General features: G+C 42.0%; 15 protein-coding genes. 6 read left to right on the top strand and 9 right to left on the bottom strand.

Translation table 11 applies throughout. The features are described from left to right. Positions 1-61: 61 nt before the first annotated feature. The 3 genes from coaBC to PL11201_RS23335 all read right to left on the bottom strand — a co-directional run bounded on the left by coaBC (position 62) and on the right by PL11201_RS23335 (position 2,293). Positions 62-1,330 carry a bifunctional phosphopantothenoylcysteine decarboxylase/phosphopantothenate--cysteine ligase CoaBC gene (coaBC, locus tag PL11201_RS23345; protein ID WP_200816855.1) on the bottom strand — a complete coding sequence of 423 codons (1,269 nt, stop codon included), beginning with the start codon at positions 1,328-1,330 and terminating at the stop codon, positions 62-64. A 37-nt stretch (positions 1,331-1,367) separates the two neighbouring features. Further along, positions 1,368-1,580 carry a protein IsiD gene (locus tag PL11201_RS23340; protein WP_079681249.1) on the bottom strand — a complete coding sequence of 71 codons (213 nt, stop codon included), beginning with the start codon at positions 1,578-1,580 and terminating at the stop codon, positions 1,368-1,370. An 89-nt stretch (positions 1,581-1,669) separates the two neighbouring features. Then, a complete protein-coding gene (locus tag PL11201_RS23335; protein WP_079681248.1) occupies positions 1,670-2,293 on the bottom strand; it encodes an alpha/beta hydrolase in 624 nt (207 codons plus the stop codon). Between the two features lie 93 nt (positions 2,294-2,386). On the opposite strand from PL11201_RS23335, the gene PL11201_RS26945 reads away from it, so the two are divergent. Beyond that, on the top strand, positions 2,387-2,725 hold the full coding sequence (locus PL11201_RS26945; RefSeq protein ID WP_079681247.1) for a Uma2 family endonuclease: 339 nt from the start codon (positions 2,387-2,389) through the stop codon (positions 2,723-2,725). Here PL11201_RS26945 and PL11201_RS23325 read toward each other — a convergent pair. From PL11201_RS23325 to PL11201_RS23315, 3 genes are all read right to left on the bottom strand, one after another. Beyond that, positions 2,692-3,981 (bottom strand): Glu/Leu/Phe/Val family dehydrogenase, encoded by a 1,290-nt coding sequence (locus PL11201_RS23325; protein ID WP_079681246.1) that lies wholly within the window; start codon positions 3,979-3,981, stop codon positions 2,692-2,694. The two genes, PL11201_RS26945 and PL11201_RS23325, sit on opposite strands and share 34 nt — an antisense overlap. A 271-nt stretch (positions 3,982-4,252) precedes the next feature. Then, positions 4,253-6,028: a sensor domain-containing diguanylate cyclase gene (locus tag PL11201_RS23320; RefSeq protein ID WP_079681245.1), complete on the bottom strand. Its 1,776-nt coding sequence runs from the start codon at positions 6,026-6,028 to the stop codon at positions 4,253-4,255. Between the two features lie 264 nt (positions 6,029-6,292). Then, positions 6,293-6,685, bottom strand: coding sequence for a winged helix-turn-helix transcriptional regulator (locus tag PL11201_RS23315; RefSeq protein WP_079681244.1), 393 nt, complete (start codon positions 6,683-6,685; stop codon positions 6,293-6,295). 374 nt (positions 6,686-7,059) lie between these two features. Here PL11201_RS23315 and ppsA point away from each other — a divergent pair, with 374 nt between their 5' ends. Both ppsA and PL11201_RS23305 read left to right on the top strand, forming a co-directional pair. Continuing rightward, positions 7,060-9,489 (top strand): phosphoenolpyruvate synthase, encoded by a 2,430-nt coding sequence (gene ppsA / locus PL11201_RS23310; protein ID WP_079681243.1) that lies wholly within the window; start codon positions 7,060-7,062, stop codon positions 9,487-9,489. 261 nt (positions 9,490-9,750) lie between these two features. Next, positions 9,751-10,053: a (2Fe-2S) ferredoxin domain-containing protein gene (locus PL11201_RS23305; RefSeq protein ID WP_079681242.1), complete on the top strand. Its 303-nt coding sequence runs from the start codon at positions 9,751-9,753 to the stop codon at positions 10,051-10,053. 182 nt (positions 10,054-10,235) lie between these two features. On the opposite strand, the gene PL11201_RS23300 is transcribed toward PL11201_RS23305, so the two are convergent. Continuing rightward, complete coding sequence (locus PL11201_RS23300) at positions 10,236-11,132, bottom strand: alpha/beta fold hydrolase (protein WP_079681241.1); 897 nt, start codon at positions 11,130-11,132, stop codon at positions 10,236-10,238. A 411-nt stretch (positions 11,133-11,543) separates the two neighbouring features. Here PL11201_RS23300 and PL11201_RS23295 point away from each other — a divergent pair, with 411 nt between their 5' ends. Then, a complete protein-coding gene (locus tag PL11201_RS23295) occupies positions 11,544-12,014 on the top strand; it encodes an ATP-binding protein (RefSeq protein ID WP_079681240.1) in 471 nt (156 codons plus the stop codon). Positions 12,015-12,143: 129 nt separating this feature from the next. Here PL11201_RS23295 and PL11201_RS23290 read toward each other — a convergent pair whose 3' ends face one another. After that, positions 12,144-12,473: a DUF6439 family protein gene (locus tag PL11201_RS23290; RefSeq protein ID WP_079681239.1), complete on the bottom strand. Its 330-nt coding sequence runs from the start codon at positions 12,471-12,473 to the stop codon at positions 12,144-12,146. A gap of 44 nt (positions 12,474-12,517) precedes the next feature. Between PL11201_RS23290 and PL11201_RS23285 the strand changes: the two genes are divergently transcribed. Continuing rightward, positions 12,518-12,904: a sll0565 family protein gene (locus tag PL11201_RS23285; RefSeq protein ID WP_079681238.1), complete on the top strand. Its 387-nt coding sequence runs from the start codon at positions 12,518-12,520 to the stop codon at positions 12,902-12,904. A 31-nt stretch (positions 12,905-12,935) separates the two neighbouring features. Here the strand turns inward: PL11201_RS23285 and PL11201_RS23280 are convergent, their stop codons facing one another. After that, a complete protein-coding gene (locus PL11201_RS23280) occupies positions 12,936-13,691 on the bottom strand; it encodes a DevA family ABC transporter ATP-binding protein (RefSeq protein ID WP_079681237.1) in 756 nt (251 codons plus the stop codon). Positions 13,692-13,706: 15 nt separating this feature from the next. Between PL11201_RS23280 and PL11201_RS23275 the strand changes: the two genes are divergently transcribed. Beyond that, on the top strand, positions 13,707-14,312 hold the full coding sequence (locus PL11201_RS23275) for a GNAT family N-acetyltransferase (RefSeq protein WP_079681236.1): 606 nt from the start codon (positions 13,707-13,709) through the stop codon (positions 14,310-14,312). The last annotated feature ends 5 nt before the right edge of the window (positions 14,313-14,317 follow it).

The following is a 14,317-nucleotide window of genomic DNA, read 5'->3' as shown; positions in this document are numbered from 1 at the left end:
TCCTAACTGTAATGCGTAGCGCTATATCAATTGTTAGTTATCAGTTATCAGTTATTAGTTGTTAGTTATAGCAGTTGTTCGCTATAAAATCAAATAACTGATGGGCTAATTGTAACTTGCTGCAAGCCCCAATTTCTAACTTCTGTCCCTGACGACTTAATAATATCCCTTGATTGGTTTCACTGCCAAATCCAGCGTTAGCTAAATCGATAGGATTAGCAACAATAACATCTAAATTTTTTCGCTGTAATTTATCTTCCGCCGGACTAACAATTTCCCCTGTTTGCGCTGCAAACCCGACTAATTTTTGGTGGGGTTGCTTCATTTTTCCCAGTTCTGCTACAATATCAACAATAGTTTCCAATGGCAGTTCTGTGGGTAGAAGGGCTTTGGGCAATTTATCCTGACTATAAATCGCCGGTTTCACATCACCCACGGCCGCCGCCATTACCGTTATATCCGCTTGGGGAAATCCTGTCAGCATCTCCCGATACATTTCTTCCCCACTGGTGACGGAGACTAACTCCACTTCGGGTAAATTTGCGACTAATTCCGTATTCATCGGGCCATGTACTAAGGTGACTGAGGCTCCTCGATGAATCGCCGCTTGTACTAAAGCCAGTCCCATTTTCCCCGTTGACGGGTTGCCAATAAACCGCACCGGATCAAGATGTTCCCGGGTTCCGCCCGCACTAATTAATATCCGTTTTCCCATTAAATCTCGTTTACCGTTGGTATTTAATAAAGAATTAATATGAGCTAATATTTGTTTGGGTTCTGCCATTCTTCCTACCCCTTCCCGAGTGGAATTGCCTGGGTTTGTAGCCCGAAGATCACAGGCAAGAATTCCATCGACGGGGGTCATCCCATGAAACCGAGGATCTAAAAATAGGGTTTGCCAATTGCGTTGTACCGAAATTTGTTTCCACATTTCCCGGTTCATAGCTGGAGCGAGTAACACCGGACAACTGGAGGCTAAAACCGTATTAGTCAGCAAATTATCTGAAAATCCTGTAGCCAATTTAGCTAAGGTATTAGCCGTCAGGGGTGCAATCAAAAAAATATCCGCCCATTCCCCTAACTGAATATGTAAGGGACGGCCGTGAGTTGGTTGCCAGAATTCTTGATCCGTATAGGCCCGATGGCGGGAGAGAGTCGCGCAGGTTAAAGGAGTAATAAATTCTTGGGCTGAGTCGGTCAAAATCACCCGCACATCAGCCCCAGCTTTCGCTAAAGTTGAAACAATTTCACAGACTTTATAAGCTGCAATGCCCCCACTAATTCCAACTAAAATATGCTTGTTCAAGGTGGAAGGCAAAATCATTTCCATTTGTTAACCTAATTCCAACCTAAAGACGATCAAAGGGTTAGGCTTCATCATAGGCCTCAAGGTCGAGCAAGTAAACATAGGGTTCCACTAGCTCGGGACGTTGAAATGCGATCGCTCGTAACAAATGCCAATCATTGAGTCCTTCAAAGGCATTATCATAATCATCTCGTTCCAGACGAGCAGCCAGTTCCGCCACATCCTCGGCTGTTAGAGTGGGAATATTCGGTGAGGATTGAGTCAAGGTTGCCATGAGTTAAACCTCCCGTGAATTGCATTTGCTTTGAGCTTGACTGGGCGGAGTTACCATTAATGGATAACCCCATCTCTATACTAAGGCTATTAGGTTGATTGTGGTATCGAATCTATTACAAAACTTCTTATTAAGCCTAAAACCTCGGGTCGAATTTCATGACCCATATTAAATTCTTGGTACTGAACTTTTGCCCCCAACTGTTCAAAGGCAGTTCTGGCTTGCCCGGCGGCTTCTATTGGCACAATCGGATCTTGTTTTCCATGAACAATTAATACCGGGGGTAAATCATGGTCTAAAGGTTCGGGGGAAAAATGCAAATAACCACTTAAAATAATTAAGCCCGCTAAAGGAAAATAACGTCCTATATCCAACACCATCGCCCCCCCTTGGGAAAATCCCCCTAAAATGGTTCGGGATAGGGGAACTCCGGTACTCGCTTCTAAGGATTCTAACCATTCCTTGACCTGCTGTTGGGTTTCGGCTAATCCTTCATATTCAGGGGTTTCTAAGGCGTACCAGGCCCTTCCCATCGGGGCTTGAGGATGGGGAAAGGGGGCCTGGGGAAAGATGAATTGATAGTCGCTCAAACGCAACATCGGAGCTAGGGAGGTGAGATCCTCAGCATTTGCGCCCCAACCGTGCATCAGCACAATTAATCCTTGAGGGGGTTTGCCAGTTTCAGGGGGAATGGAGATAAACTTTAAAGCCATAATTGTTGTTGATTTTTAATATTCATTGTTTATTTTAATCTCCATTCAGTAGGTGGGCGGTAAAATTTATAAGTGTATAACCAACATAATTCGATGATTGCGAAAGTTGCTCATCACTATAGTTTGGACGAATATCGCGCCCTTGAAGAAAAAGCAGAAGGACGTAGTGAATATCGTGATGGAGAAATCGTACCCATGCCCGGAGGATCGCTCAACCACAGTCGTATTGGTCGCAATATTTTGACCTATTTGTGTGTTGTGCTTGGGGATACGCAATTTGAGCAGAAATTTACCGTAATGTTATTTTTAAATAGGCGATCGCTTGACACTCCCCCTAACCCCACCAGTCGTAGAGACGTTGCATGCAACGTCTCTACACCGGGAATATTTAGCAAACATTACGGATACAAACCCCGATCTTTTAAGGCTTGAGCTACTCGACCCACGCCTAAAGTATAGGCGGCTAATCGCATAGAAACCCCCCGTTGTTTGGCTAGTTCACTCACCCGAGCATAGGCCTGTACCATCAGGTGTTCCATTTCATGATTCACCCGTTCCTCATCCCAGAAGACAAAGGATTGACCTTGTACCCATTCCCAATAACTAACAACCACACCGCCCGCATTAGCGAGAATATCGGGTAAAACCATAATTCCCCGGGCTTCTAACATTTGATCTGCTAATAATGTAATCGGGGCATTAGCTGCTTCGGCGATCATTTTAGCCTTGATTTGATCGGCATTTTCTTCGGTAATTTGATCTTCCATGGCTGCTGGAATTAACACATCACAAGCTAATGTTAATAATTCGGCATTGCTAATCGGTTCACTATCAGGAAATCCCGTGATATCATGGTTGTTTTGGGCTGCATAGGCTTGCAGAGCCGGAATATCTAAGCCATTTTCGGAATAGATCCCACCATGGACATTAGAAACCGCTAAGACCGTCGCCCCAGCTTCATAAAACAATTGCGCGGCCGCCGCCCCCACTTTTCCGAAACCCTGAATCACAATCGCTGCACCTTCGAGGGATTTGCCCTGTTCGGCTAAGGCTTCGCGCACGGTAATCATCACACCCCGTCCGGTCGCCATTTCCCGTCCTTTTGACCCACCAATAGATAGAGGTTTTCCAGTCACCACCCCCAGCACGGCCCGTCCCATGTTCATCGAATAGGTATCCATAATCCAAGCCATTTCTCGAGCGGAGGTTCCCACATCGGGGGCGGGAATATCGGTTTCTGGCCCAATATCTTTGATCAGTTCACTCGCGTAGCGACGGGTGATCCGTTCTAACTCATTAATACTATATTGATGGGGGTCAAAGCCAATGCCACCCTTAGCACCCCCGTAGGGAATTCCCAATAAAGCGCATTTCCAAGTCATTAACATCGCTAAGGCGGAGAGTTCCCCCAAGTTCACCGAAGGATGATACCGTAAACCTCCTTTATAGGGGCCAAGTACATCGCAATGCTGCACACGATGTCCGGCTAACACCTCAACTTTACCGTTATCCAGTTTGACGGGAATTGAGACGGTGACAACTTTGCGGGGTTGTTGTAACACCACCAGCACATTGTCATCGAGATCTAACTCAACTGCGGCCTGTCCCAAATAACTACAGGTGCGATCGTAGGGACAAATATAGGCCGGAGTCGGTGCGGGATTAATTCTGACGGGAGAGGATACCATTTGCAGACCTCCTATTGAGATCAGAGAGTTGAATTTGTCTTCCTATCTGTAGCCTAACCTGTGATCCCGAAGAAAAGATTAAATTTGTAATAATTGTTACAGAATTTTACTTTTATGAGTAATACGGGGCGTTGCCTATTAACTGATAACTTATTAACTGATATAGCAGTTGCCACATCTATTAGGACATTCTTGAAAGCTAAAAGCTACTTATAGTAAGTATTTACCTATTGCCCATTGCCCATTCCCTATTGCCTCTTGCTATAACTGATCACTGATAACCGATCACTGATAAGGGTTGCGCCCAGGAAACCCATTGATCTCGTCCTTGTTTTTTGGCACTGTAGAGGGCTTGATCGGCTTCGTTGATTAGGTCTTGGGGAAGTAGATCCGATCGGGGGATTTGACTGGAAACTCCCAGACTGACTGTAACGATGGATTTTCCCGTCGGAATATTGGTATGGGAAATCGTTAAGTTTCTGACCACCGCTTGAATTTTATCAGCCACACGATAGGCTTGATCGGGATTGGTATTGGGTAAAATCACCGCAAATTCTTCTCCGCCATACCTGGCTAAAAGATCCGTTGAGCGTAGAATTTTTTGCACGGATCGGGTAATACTAATTAAGCATTGATCTCCGGCAGGATGTCCATAAAAATCGTTATAAAGTTTAAAATAATCGACATCAAATAAAATCAGAGATAAATATTGATGATTGTCTTTAGCTGTTTCCCAAGTCTTGTTAAAAAAAGCATTAAAATAACGACGATTGGCAATGCCCGTTAACCCATCTCTGCGAGCCAGTTTTTCTAATTTTAAGTTTGCGGTTTTCAGTTCTTTAAGTGTTAGGTTTAATTGTTCTGCTTGGGAACGAGTTTGAACTAATAAATCCGAGTGGCTCAGGGCAATACTGAATTGAGCCGCTAACTGCTTGACAAATTGGAGCTCGGTTTTTGTCCATTGACGGGGGCGATCGCATTGATGAATACAGAGTAATCCCCAGAGTATTTTACCCTTCATTAAAGGCGAAACAATTTGGGCTTGAATCTGAAATTTTTCTAAGATTTTAAGATGACAATCTTTTAATCCATATTCATAAATATTGTTTAAAACTTGCATTCGACCCTGTTGGTAATCCAGGGCATATTTTTCTCCAAAACACCGATCGTTAATTGGAGTGATTAAAGCAGAATCATAGATCGGTAAAACGCTTTCTGAAACAAATTGACCCGAACAATAGTTAGTTTCTGGATCAAAGCGAAAGATGCCCACTCGATCCGCATTGAGGGCTCTGAGAACTTCTCTAGCCGTGGTTTTGAATAAAATATCTAAATCTAAAGATTCCCGAATTGCCGCAATTACGGTTAATAAAATTTGCTGTTGTTCGCTGGTTTCTTGTAAATCTTTGGCTTTTCGTTCCGATTGAGCTAATAATTCAGCTTGCTGTACAGCAAACCCTAACTGAGTGGCAACTTGAGCTAAAAATTCTACCTCTGAATCTTGCCATTCCCGAGGGTTTGAATGTTGATAAGCCGCTAAAACTCCCCAAAGTTTTTGTTTTGTAAAAATAGGAACCGTTGCATAGGCTTGGATACCAAACTGTTGTAAAACATCGAGATGACATTGAGATAATTCGGCTTTCAGTACATCAGAAACCACTAGAGTTTGATTTTCTTTATACCGCCCTCCTTGGTTTTTTTGAAGATAAGTATCAATCCAAACCGTATTTTTTCCTAAACTTTCATGATCGATCCAACCGGGTTCGGCAAATTCAAAATCACTGACAAATTCCCCGCCCCAATCTTCATAAAAACGATAAACTGCGACCCGTTCTGCTCCTAATAGTTTACAGGTTTCTTTAGTTGTCGTGCGAAAAATATAATCAATGTCTAAAGAGGCTCGAATCTTACTAATCACACGATAAAGAGCATTCTGCTGTTGCTTCATCTGCTCAATCTTGGTTGTTTCTGATAAGAGGTTAGCTTCTAATTCATTCAGACTCGGTAATCCCAATAACCGACAACTCCAATTGATTAGGGGACGCATGATGGCCGACGGGCTAAATAATTTTTTTATATACAACATTAGCAAAGCATTCTTGTCAAGAATTGCGATTGTTTTGAGTATTCAATATCCATCAGAATTCTACATCAGATCTGATGTTCCTGAAACCCGCACCCGGTCTGGGATTTTCCTAATCATCTCACCTCAACAATCCCGGAAAACAGACGTTCGATGTTAGTTCTGAAATCCATTTTAGCGCGGGTTATCGACAGGAATGGGAAAACTCTGTCCGCCCCTAAACTGTCCCTAAACCCCCAATTCTAAGGGACAAACACAGTGGCTATCCTTTAACCAGTGTTCTCCCACCTGTTTTAAGGCGAGTAAAATTGGTTGAAGTTCCCGTCCCTTATCGGTTAGACAATATTCTACCCGTGGAGGAATTTCAGCATAAACCGTACGGAGGATTAACCCATGTTTTTCCAATTCCCGCAACCGGATGGTGAGGGTTTTGGTGCTAATTCCGGGTAACGATTCTAATAATTCATGGGTGCGTTGATGTCCCCGAAATAACTCCCGCAGGATGGAGATTGACCATTTTGTTCCGATTAACTCCAGGATGAACTCAATGGGACAAATGGCGTCCAGACATTGGTTGCTTTCCCAGATCTCCGTGGTTTTGTAACATTCCTTAACTTTCATTCGCGCCTCCTAAAAAAACTTAATGTTTCTTAAACTATCTCTCAGAAGCCGATAGGTCGCCATTCTTTCCTTTAAGTAACTAAGACTATTTTACCAAGAGGGATGTCGATTTCCCACAGACGAAATAAGATAAAAGTAGGAACAATTAAACGCCAGGAATTGAGTCGGCTACCCCCTGCTCTCCAACTCTAACAAAATAAAACTCGACGTTTAAATATTGGGGATCAAGGGTTTTCATATTTTAGAGGAAACGTTAACTCTGTCGAAAGACAGAAAAAACTAACCTTTTCCCTCAACAGACTTATTTTGCAACAAAAGTACACACACCCTATCTAACCATTAGATAGTCCGTTGCGTTTGGAGAGATTTAAACCATGTTAAAAACTTTACCATTTAAACCCCTATCTCAACAGAAAGAACAAGCCTTAATTCTCTGGTTTGATCAAGTGGGAATTAAAGATATTGGTTTAGTAGGAGGAAAAAATGCTTCCTTGGGAGAAATGATTCAACAATTACAACCTAAAGGTATTAATGTTCCTCAAGGATTTGCAATTACAGCCTACGCCTATTGGTATTTTATTACTTATGCTAATTTAGAACAACAACTCAGACAATTATTTGCCAAGTTGGATGTCGAAGATCTGAAAAATCTGCGTGATTGTGGTCAACGGGCGCGATCGCTGATTTTAAATACTTTATTCCCTCCCAAATTAGAAACCGAAATCCTATCCGCCTATCAAAAACTTTGCGATCGCTATGGTCAAAATACCGATGTCGCCGTGCGCTCCTCCGCCACCGCCGAAGACTTACCCGATGCGAGTTTTGCCGGACAACAAGAAACCTACTTAAATATTAAAAGCGGTAAAGCTGTCCTAAATGCAACTCGTCAATGTTTTGCGTCTATTTTTACCGATCGCGCCATCTCCTATCGGGCTTTAAAAGGATTTGATCATCTGAATATTGCCCTATCTGTCGGTATTCAAAAAATGGTACGTTCTGACTTAGCCACATCGGGGGTAATGTTCTCCATTGATACCGAAACCGGATTTAAAAATGCTGCCTTAATTACGGCGGCTTACGGGTTAGGAGAAACCGTTGTTCAAGGTACCGTTAATCCCGATGAATATTTGGTTTTTAAACCCACCTTACGCGAAGGATTCAAACCCATTTTAGAGAAACGCTTAGGCACAAAAGCGATTAAAATGGTCTATGAAATGGGACAAACCACCAAAAATATTAATGTTCCGATTTCTGAACAAAAAAAATACGCCCTCTCGGAAGATGAAATTCTGAAATTAGCCCAATGGACAGTGATGATCGAAGATCACTATTCCCAAGTCCGACAATGTTACTCTCCGATGGATATTGAATGGGCAAAGGATGGCTTAACTGGAGAATTATTTATTGTTCAAGCTCGCCCGGAAACCGTACAATCCCAAAAAACAGGTCGGGTATTAGAGCATTATAAATTGCAAGGTAAAGGTCGGGTATTGCTTACTGGTCGGGCAGTTGGGGACAAAATTGGACAGGGAAAAGCCTGTATTATGACTAATGTTAAAAACATGGATCAATTTCAACCCGGGGATGTCTTAGTAACCCATCGCACTGACCCCGACTGGGAACCAATTATGAAAAAAGCCAGTGCTATTATTACTAACTCCGGGGGCAGAACTTGTCACGCGGCGATTATTGCCCGAGAGTTAGGAATTCCGGCAATTGTCGGGTCAATTAATGCCACAGAAATCCTAAATACTGGGGATAAAATTACGGTTTCCTGTGCAGAAGGAGAAGAAGGAAAAGTCTATCAAGGATTAGTTCCTTTTGTGGTGGAAGAAACGGTTTTAGACCATCTTCCTAAAACCCGCACTAAAATCATGATGAATGTGGGAAACCCAGAAGAAGCGTTTAAATTGTCGGCGATTCCCAATGATGGGGTCGGGTTAGCTCGGTTAGAATTTATTATTGCCAATCATATCCAAACTCACCCCTTAGCGTTAATTCATTTTGATCAATTAGAGGATCAAACCGTTAAACAACAAATTGCCCAATTAACCGAACAATATGACCATAAACCGGATTTCTTTGTCGATAAACTCGCCCAGGGAATTAGTATGATTGCGGCGGCTTTTTATCCGAATCCGGTGGTGGTGCGGATGAGTGATTTCAAAAGTAATGAATATGCGAATTTATTGGGGGGTCGGCAATTTGAACCTATCGAAGAAAATCCCATGATTGGTTGGCGGGGTGCTTCCCGATATTATGACCCGAAATATCAAGAGGCTTTTGCCTTAGAATGTGAAGCCTTAAAACGAGTCAGAAATGAAATGGGATTGGCAAATGTGATCCCGATGATTCCTTTTTGTCGGACACCGGAAGAAGGGAAAAAAGTCTTAGCGGAAATGACAAAACATGGTTTAGTTCGCGGTCAACAGGGGTTACAAGTCTATGTGATGTGTGAATTACCGAGTAATGTTTTGATGGCGGATGAGTTTTGTCAGGTGTTTGATGGGTTCTCGATTGGATCGAATGATTTAACCCAATTAACGTTAGGATTGGATCGAGATTCTGCTTTGGTTGCCCATATTTTTGATGAACGGAATGAAGCGGTGAAACGGATGATTCAAATGGCGATCGCAACCGTTAAAGAATATAATCGCAAGATCGGAATTTGTGGTCAAGCACCGAGTGATTATCCTGAATTTGCTCGTTTCTTAGTGGAATTAGGAATAGATTCCATCAGTTTAAATCCTGATTCGGTGTTGAGGACAACTTTGGATATTGCTCAGATGGAAGCATCGTTTTAAGCAACGGTAGGGGCGAATTCTATCAACGGTAGGGGCGAATGGCCATTCGCCCCTACTGGATTTAGACAGATATTAGTTAAATATAGTGTAAGTCAATCTCTGCTTTAGCATCTGCTAGAGCAGTTTTTTGTCGGGTATCTCAGCAACGCACACCGACGGAAACTATCCTATTTTTAAGTTAAATTAGGGAAAGAGTTAATGGTTAGCCTGAAATTTCTATCAAATATCTGTAGATTGCTCCATTACAATTATTAATCCTTTATGCCAACTCAGCCTCCTCGTTGTGTGTTAATTTGTCAACATCAGTCTTGCCAACTCCAAGGGTCTAGTAAAGTTCTGGAGGCTTTCCAAAATCTTAATATTGAGGGAGTTACCCTAGAAGCCAGTGGTTGTCTGGGTCAATGTAATACTGGCCCGACGGTGCGGGTAATTCCTGATGAAATTTGGTATTATCGGGTTAAACCCGAAGACGTTCCCCTGATCGTTGAACAACACCTCAAACAAGGCGAACCCGTCCAAGATAGACTCAACCCTCGGATTCATCCCCGATATGAATATTATTAAACCGTTGTTGCGATTCATCGCATCTTAGTGTTAAAAGTTGCTGAAAATTTATGATTATGCTACAGATCAGATCCCCCTAAATCCCCCTTAAAAAAGGGGGACTTTGAATATTGAACTTTAAAATCATAACCAGCAGTTTAAGCGTCCTAGCTCACTGGCTAATATAGTTTCAAACAGGTAGCTTACATCTGTTCCAAAACCCAAGAATGAATAATATCATTAACTTGTTCAGGAACTTCATCATGGGGGCAATGACCCGCACTTAGAAAGTATTCTTGTAACTGGGGATAATATTGATGAAATTTGCCACTTCGTTCTCGACATTTCATCCAGGGATCTCCTTCTCCCCAAATTAATAATAGAGGAGCGGTTAACTGATTTAATAACACATCGACTTTTTCTCCTTGGGGACTTTTGAATACCGAGGCAAAGACCTGGGCGGCACCGGAATCACAGGAGGGGCGATAAATTTCTTCGACTAATTGATCGGTAACTGCATCGGGATTAACATAGACTTTCAGGAGGGTTTTACGAATAATAGAACGGCGTTTTGTCCATTGGAAAATCAGAAAACTCACCCAATCTTGACGGAAAAGCGATCGCATGGTAGCAGAAACCGCTTTTTTCCACTGGGGAGGTTCTGGACGGGGTTCTGTCTCTGTAAATGGCCCAGCACTATTGAGTAAAATCACGCCTTTTGCCGTTGATGGAAATTGGGCGGCAACACATAAACACCCATACCCCCCTAAAGAATTTCCCGCTAAAATCACGGGTTGACCAATCACCTCGGTAATGAAGTCATGGAGTTGATCCCGCCACAGTTGACCACTATATTCGACCTTGGGTTTTGCAGACCTACCAAACCCTAATAAATCAATCGCCCAGACTTCAAAATCCGATTGTAACCCTTGTATATTTTTACGCCAGTGGTCAGTAGATGCTCCAAACCCATGCACTAAAAGCAACGGCGGACGTTGGGGATGACGTTCTCCGGCGCGGACATAGTAAATCGAGTGATCCCGCCACTGCCAATATTGTCCCGGGATCAATTCTGGAGTCAGAGTTACAGGGGCTATCATGTCTTTTTATCAAAAAATGTTAATTTACATTAATAATATTAGCAAGACGATTAAAAGTATCAAGGGTGATTTGATCTTTTGTATCGATAGCTACTAAGTTTTAGCCATTAGGATAAATTAAGAGGGTTGATTTTGTTATCCCGATCAACAGTCAAATCTAAGTCTGCTCTTGGCTTGTTTTCTGCTAAATTCCTTGATTTCTCTCAAGTTGAGACTGTTTATATTTCAAATGTAATACAAAAAAATACACTATTTTTCAAAATTAATTGTGTTTTTTCCTATTCTTTTGGTAATCTAATGAATGAACGGGTACTCACGCTCACCCACCAAGGTTAAGTTCCAGACTGGGAGAGAATTTATAACTATACAGGGTGTGAGGTTTATCCACCACGTTGCCAGGGAGTTTTCCGTGTGATTGCTTTAACATCGCGTCCGGTTAAACGAAACTGGGTCACAATTAGCTTTGCTTCCACGTTGTATCTCTGTCCAGTTTTGGACTTGCTTCTGTCTGAAATTCCAGACCCGTTGCAAGCCGAAATTCGCCTGGGACTACAAGAAGCCCTTGTCAATGCCGCCAAGCATGGCAACAAGCTAGACCCCAGTAAAACAGTAGTTGTCCGTTTTTGTTTAATTCAAGATTATTGCTGGTGGATTATATCAGATCAGGGCGGCGGTTTTAAACCTCCTTGTCAGTGTCAATTGCGGGAGGAGGAAAACGATAAACATACCCATGATTCCGATTTACCCCATGATGAACATGAATGTGGACGAGGTTTGTACATTCTCTATCAAATCTTTGATCGTGTGCAATGGAATCGAACTGGGACAGAACTGACGTTATGTAAGAAAGTGACAACTGCTTATAAACGACAGGATTGGTAATGGTTTTAATCCGTTAAAATTCGTCAAAACCACCTATTTGATAGGGAGTTGAGTGGTTACCAGTGGAGATTTTATCTCTAATTTTGTCCCCAATTACTTGATTTCAACTCCCAATGCTAGAATAAGTTGCTAGGAGTTATGACTGATTTTTTTTGTTGTGCCATGGGTGGGACAAGGCGGAGCGGAAATCAATCTTTCTAACCAACCTACCGCTTGATTTAACCGAGGAATCACTTCTTTAGGCTGATTCTTAAGCAAAAACACTAAAGCCGCCGCCAAATGTTCCCCAGCGCGGGCATTGCGGTCGGATTTAAGGCGATGCCAGTCTCGTTCAGGAATGGCTAACCGTTCCGATAGGGCTTGGGCGAGTTCCAATGTGCTATACTCGCTGAGACTAGCCGTGCGTGGACTGATATTATGCTTAGAAAGGTCGGTAGTTGTGGAATTGGAGTCAGTCATAAATGATAGTGTTAATTGCGGGGTGAATTCGGTCTTTTACTATTATGGCAAGTCAACCATCATCTCAACCCCCATCAACGAATAATTCTGATCAGGATGGGACTCAAGCTATTGAACAGGGGTTAATCGAGGTTGAACAATCTTTGATTAATCTTAAACAACGATTGACGCAAATTCAACGGGATGAACAACGCCAAATAGAATTAAAAAACCGTATTGATGAAGTTATTCCTCAAATTCGTCAAACGAAATCACAACAGTTAAAAGAGGAATTAAACCAGTTAAAAACGCAGTTAGAAACTATAGAATTTAATTTAGAAAGTCGTTTGGTGACTTGGGGAAGTTTTAAGGAACCTTTTTGGCAAGCGGTTCGTTTTGGAGGGTTAGGAATTGTGATCGGTTGGGTGTTGAAATCCTGTTCTGGAAGGTAAAAATAAAATGATATCGGATATTCTGGTTAGGTTAAGTGTTTGATTTCAAATTGTTATTGGGTGTTAGTTCAGAATTAGTAATTAAGGCTCCGTCTTCCATGTGAATAATCCGATCAGCCACGTCTAAAATTCGATTATCATGGGTAACAATTAAAATAGTACAACCCTGTTCTTTGGCTAAGGTTTGCATTAAATTAACCACATCTCTCCCCGAGTGACTATCCAGGGCGGCGGTGGGTTCATCTGCTAATACAATGGGGGGATGACTAACTAATGCCCGGGCGATCGCCACCCGTTGTTTTTGTCCTCCCGAGAGATTATCAGGATAATAATTTAAGCGATTTCCTAACCCAACTTTTTCTAACATTGCCGTGGCTTTTTGCTGCATTTCTGAACGAGAAAATTTACCCTGAACTTCTAACCCCATTTGCACATTTTGTAAGGTCGTTAAGCTCCGATGTAAATTATGAGCTTGGAAAATATAACCCGTATTTCTTCGGGCTTTAACTAACTCTCCTGAACGCGCACCATAGAGTTCTCGTCCTAATATATTTAAACTTCCAGACTGTACAGAACGTAACGCTCCAATTAAGGTTAATAATGTAGTTTTTCCTGAACCAGAGGGGCCAGTCATAATCACAATTTCACCAATGGTAATTTCTAAGTTAATATCATATAACACCTGTTTTTGCAATTGATCGTGACCAAAATAATGGTCTAAATTTTGAATTGCGATAGCTGTATTGGTTTTTGTGGAATCTTGAATATCTTGGATTTGAGTTTGCATGGAGTTACCCTAAAAATGGATATTTTTTTAGAAACGAAACGGTTAATTTTACGGCAGTTTACTGAACTGGATGCAGATTTTTTATGGAATTTAGATAACGATCCTAGGGTGATGAAGTATATTAATGGTGGACATTCCACACCTAAAGAATTTATTCAGACTCAAACATTACCGAGATTTATGGGATATTATAGCAGATATTTATATTTTGGGGTTTGGGCTATTGTTGAAAAAGCCACCGGAGAGTTGATCGGTTGGGTACATTTTTTCCCCGCCATTGATCACCCTTTTGCCATGGCGTTAAATCTGGTACAACCCAATGAAATTGCGTTAGGATATCGGTTGATTTATAACAGTTGGGGAAAAGGATACGCAACGGAAGCCTGTCAAATTCTAGTAGATAAAGGGTTTTTAGAATGGGGAGTAAAACGAGTTATTGCTTGGGCATTAGTAGCTAATCAAGGTTCAATTCGAGTTATGGAAAAGCTAGGATTAACCTTAGAAAAACAGTTTAGATTTAGTGAACATCAACTTCCCTATTTTAATTTTGAAGAACGTCAAGCTGTTAAATATAGTCGGGGTAGATCGGAAATCCCTCCAGAAACCGGGTTTTTCCGATAACTTTT

It is taken from the genome of Planktothrix sp. PCC 11201 (assembly GCF_900009135.1).
Lineage (GTDB): Bacteria > Cyanobacteriota > Cyanobacteriia > Cyanobacteriales > Microcoleaceae > Planktothrix.
Note: the sequence above shows the minus strand (reverse complement) of the source record. Positions and strands in the feature narration are given on the sequence as shown.

Coding starts and splice junctions, on each gene's coding strand:
- coaBC (WP_200816855.1), bottom strand. CDS start 1,330: ATGGAAATGATTTTGCCTTCCACCTTGAACAAGCATATTTTAGTTGGA.
- PL11201_RS23340 (WP_079681249.1), bottom strand. CDS start 1,580: ATGGCAACCTTGACTCAATCCTCACCGAATATTCCCACTCTAACAGCC.
- PL11201_RS23335 (WP_079681248.1), bottom strand. CDS start 2,293: ATGGCTTTAAAGTTTATCTCCATTCCCCCTGAAACTGGCAAACCCCCT.
- PL11201_RS26945 (WP_079681247.1), top strand. CDS start 2,387: ATGATTGCGAAAGTTGCTCATCACTATAGTTTGGACGAATATCGCGCC.
- PL11201_RS23325 (WP_079681246.1), bottom strand. CDS start 3,981: ATGGTATCCTCTCCCGTCAGAATTAATCCCGCACCGACTCCGGCCTAT.
- PL11201_RS23320 (WP_079681245.1), bottom strand. CDS start 6,028: ATGCGTCCCCTAATCAATTGGAGTTGTCGGTTATTGGGATTACCGAGT.
- PL11201_RS23315 (WP_079681244.1), bottom strand. CDS start 6,685: ATGAAAGTTAAGGAATGTTACAAAACCACGGAGATCTGGGAAAGCAAC.
- ppsA (WP_079681243.1), top strand. CDS start 7,060: ATGTTAAAAACTTTACCATTTAAACCCCTATCTCAACAGAAAGAACAA.
- PL11201_RS23305 (WP_079681242.1), top strand. CDS start 9,751: ATGCCAACTCAGCCTCCTCGTTGTGTGTTAATTTGTCAACATCAGTCT.
- PL11201_RS23300 (WP_079681241.1), bottom strand. CDS start 11,132: ATGATAGCCCCTGTAACTCTGACTCCAGAATTGATCCCGGGACAATAT.
- PL11201_RS23290 (WP_079681239.1), bottom strand. CDS start 12,473: ATGACTGACTCCAATTCCACAACTACCGACCTTTCTAAGCATAATATC.
- PL11201_RS23285 (WP_079681238.1), top strand. CDS start 12,518: ATGGCAAGTCAACCATCATCTCAACCCCCATCAACGAATAATTCTGAT.
- PL11201_RS23280 (WP_079681237.1), bottom strand. CDS start 13,691: ATGCAAACTCAAATCCAAGATATTCAAGATTCCACAAAAACCAATACA.
- PL11201_RS23275 (WP_079681236.1), top strand. CDS start 13,707: ATGGATATTTTTTTAGAAACGAAACGGTTAATTTTACGGCAGTTTACT.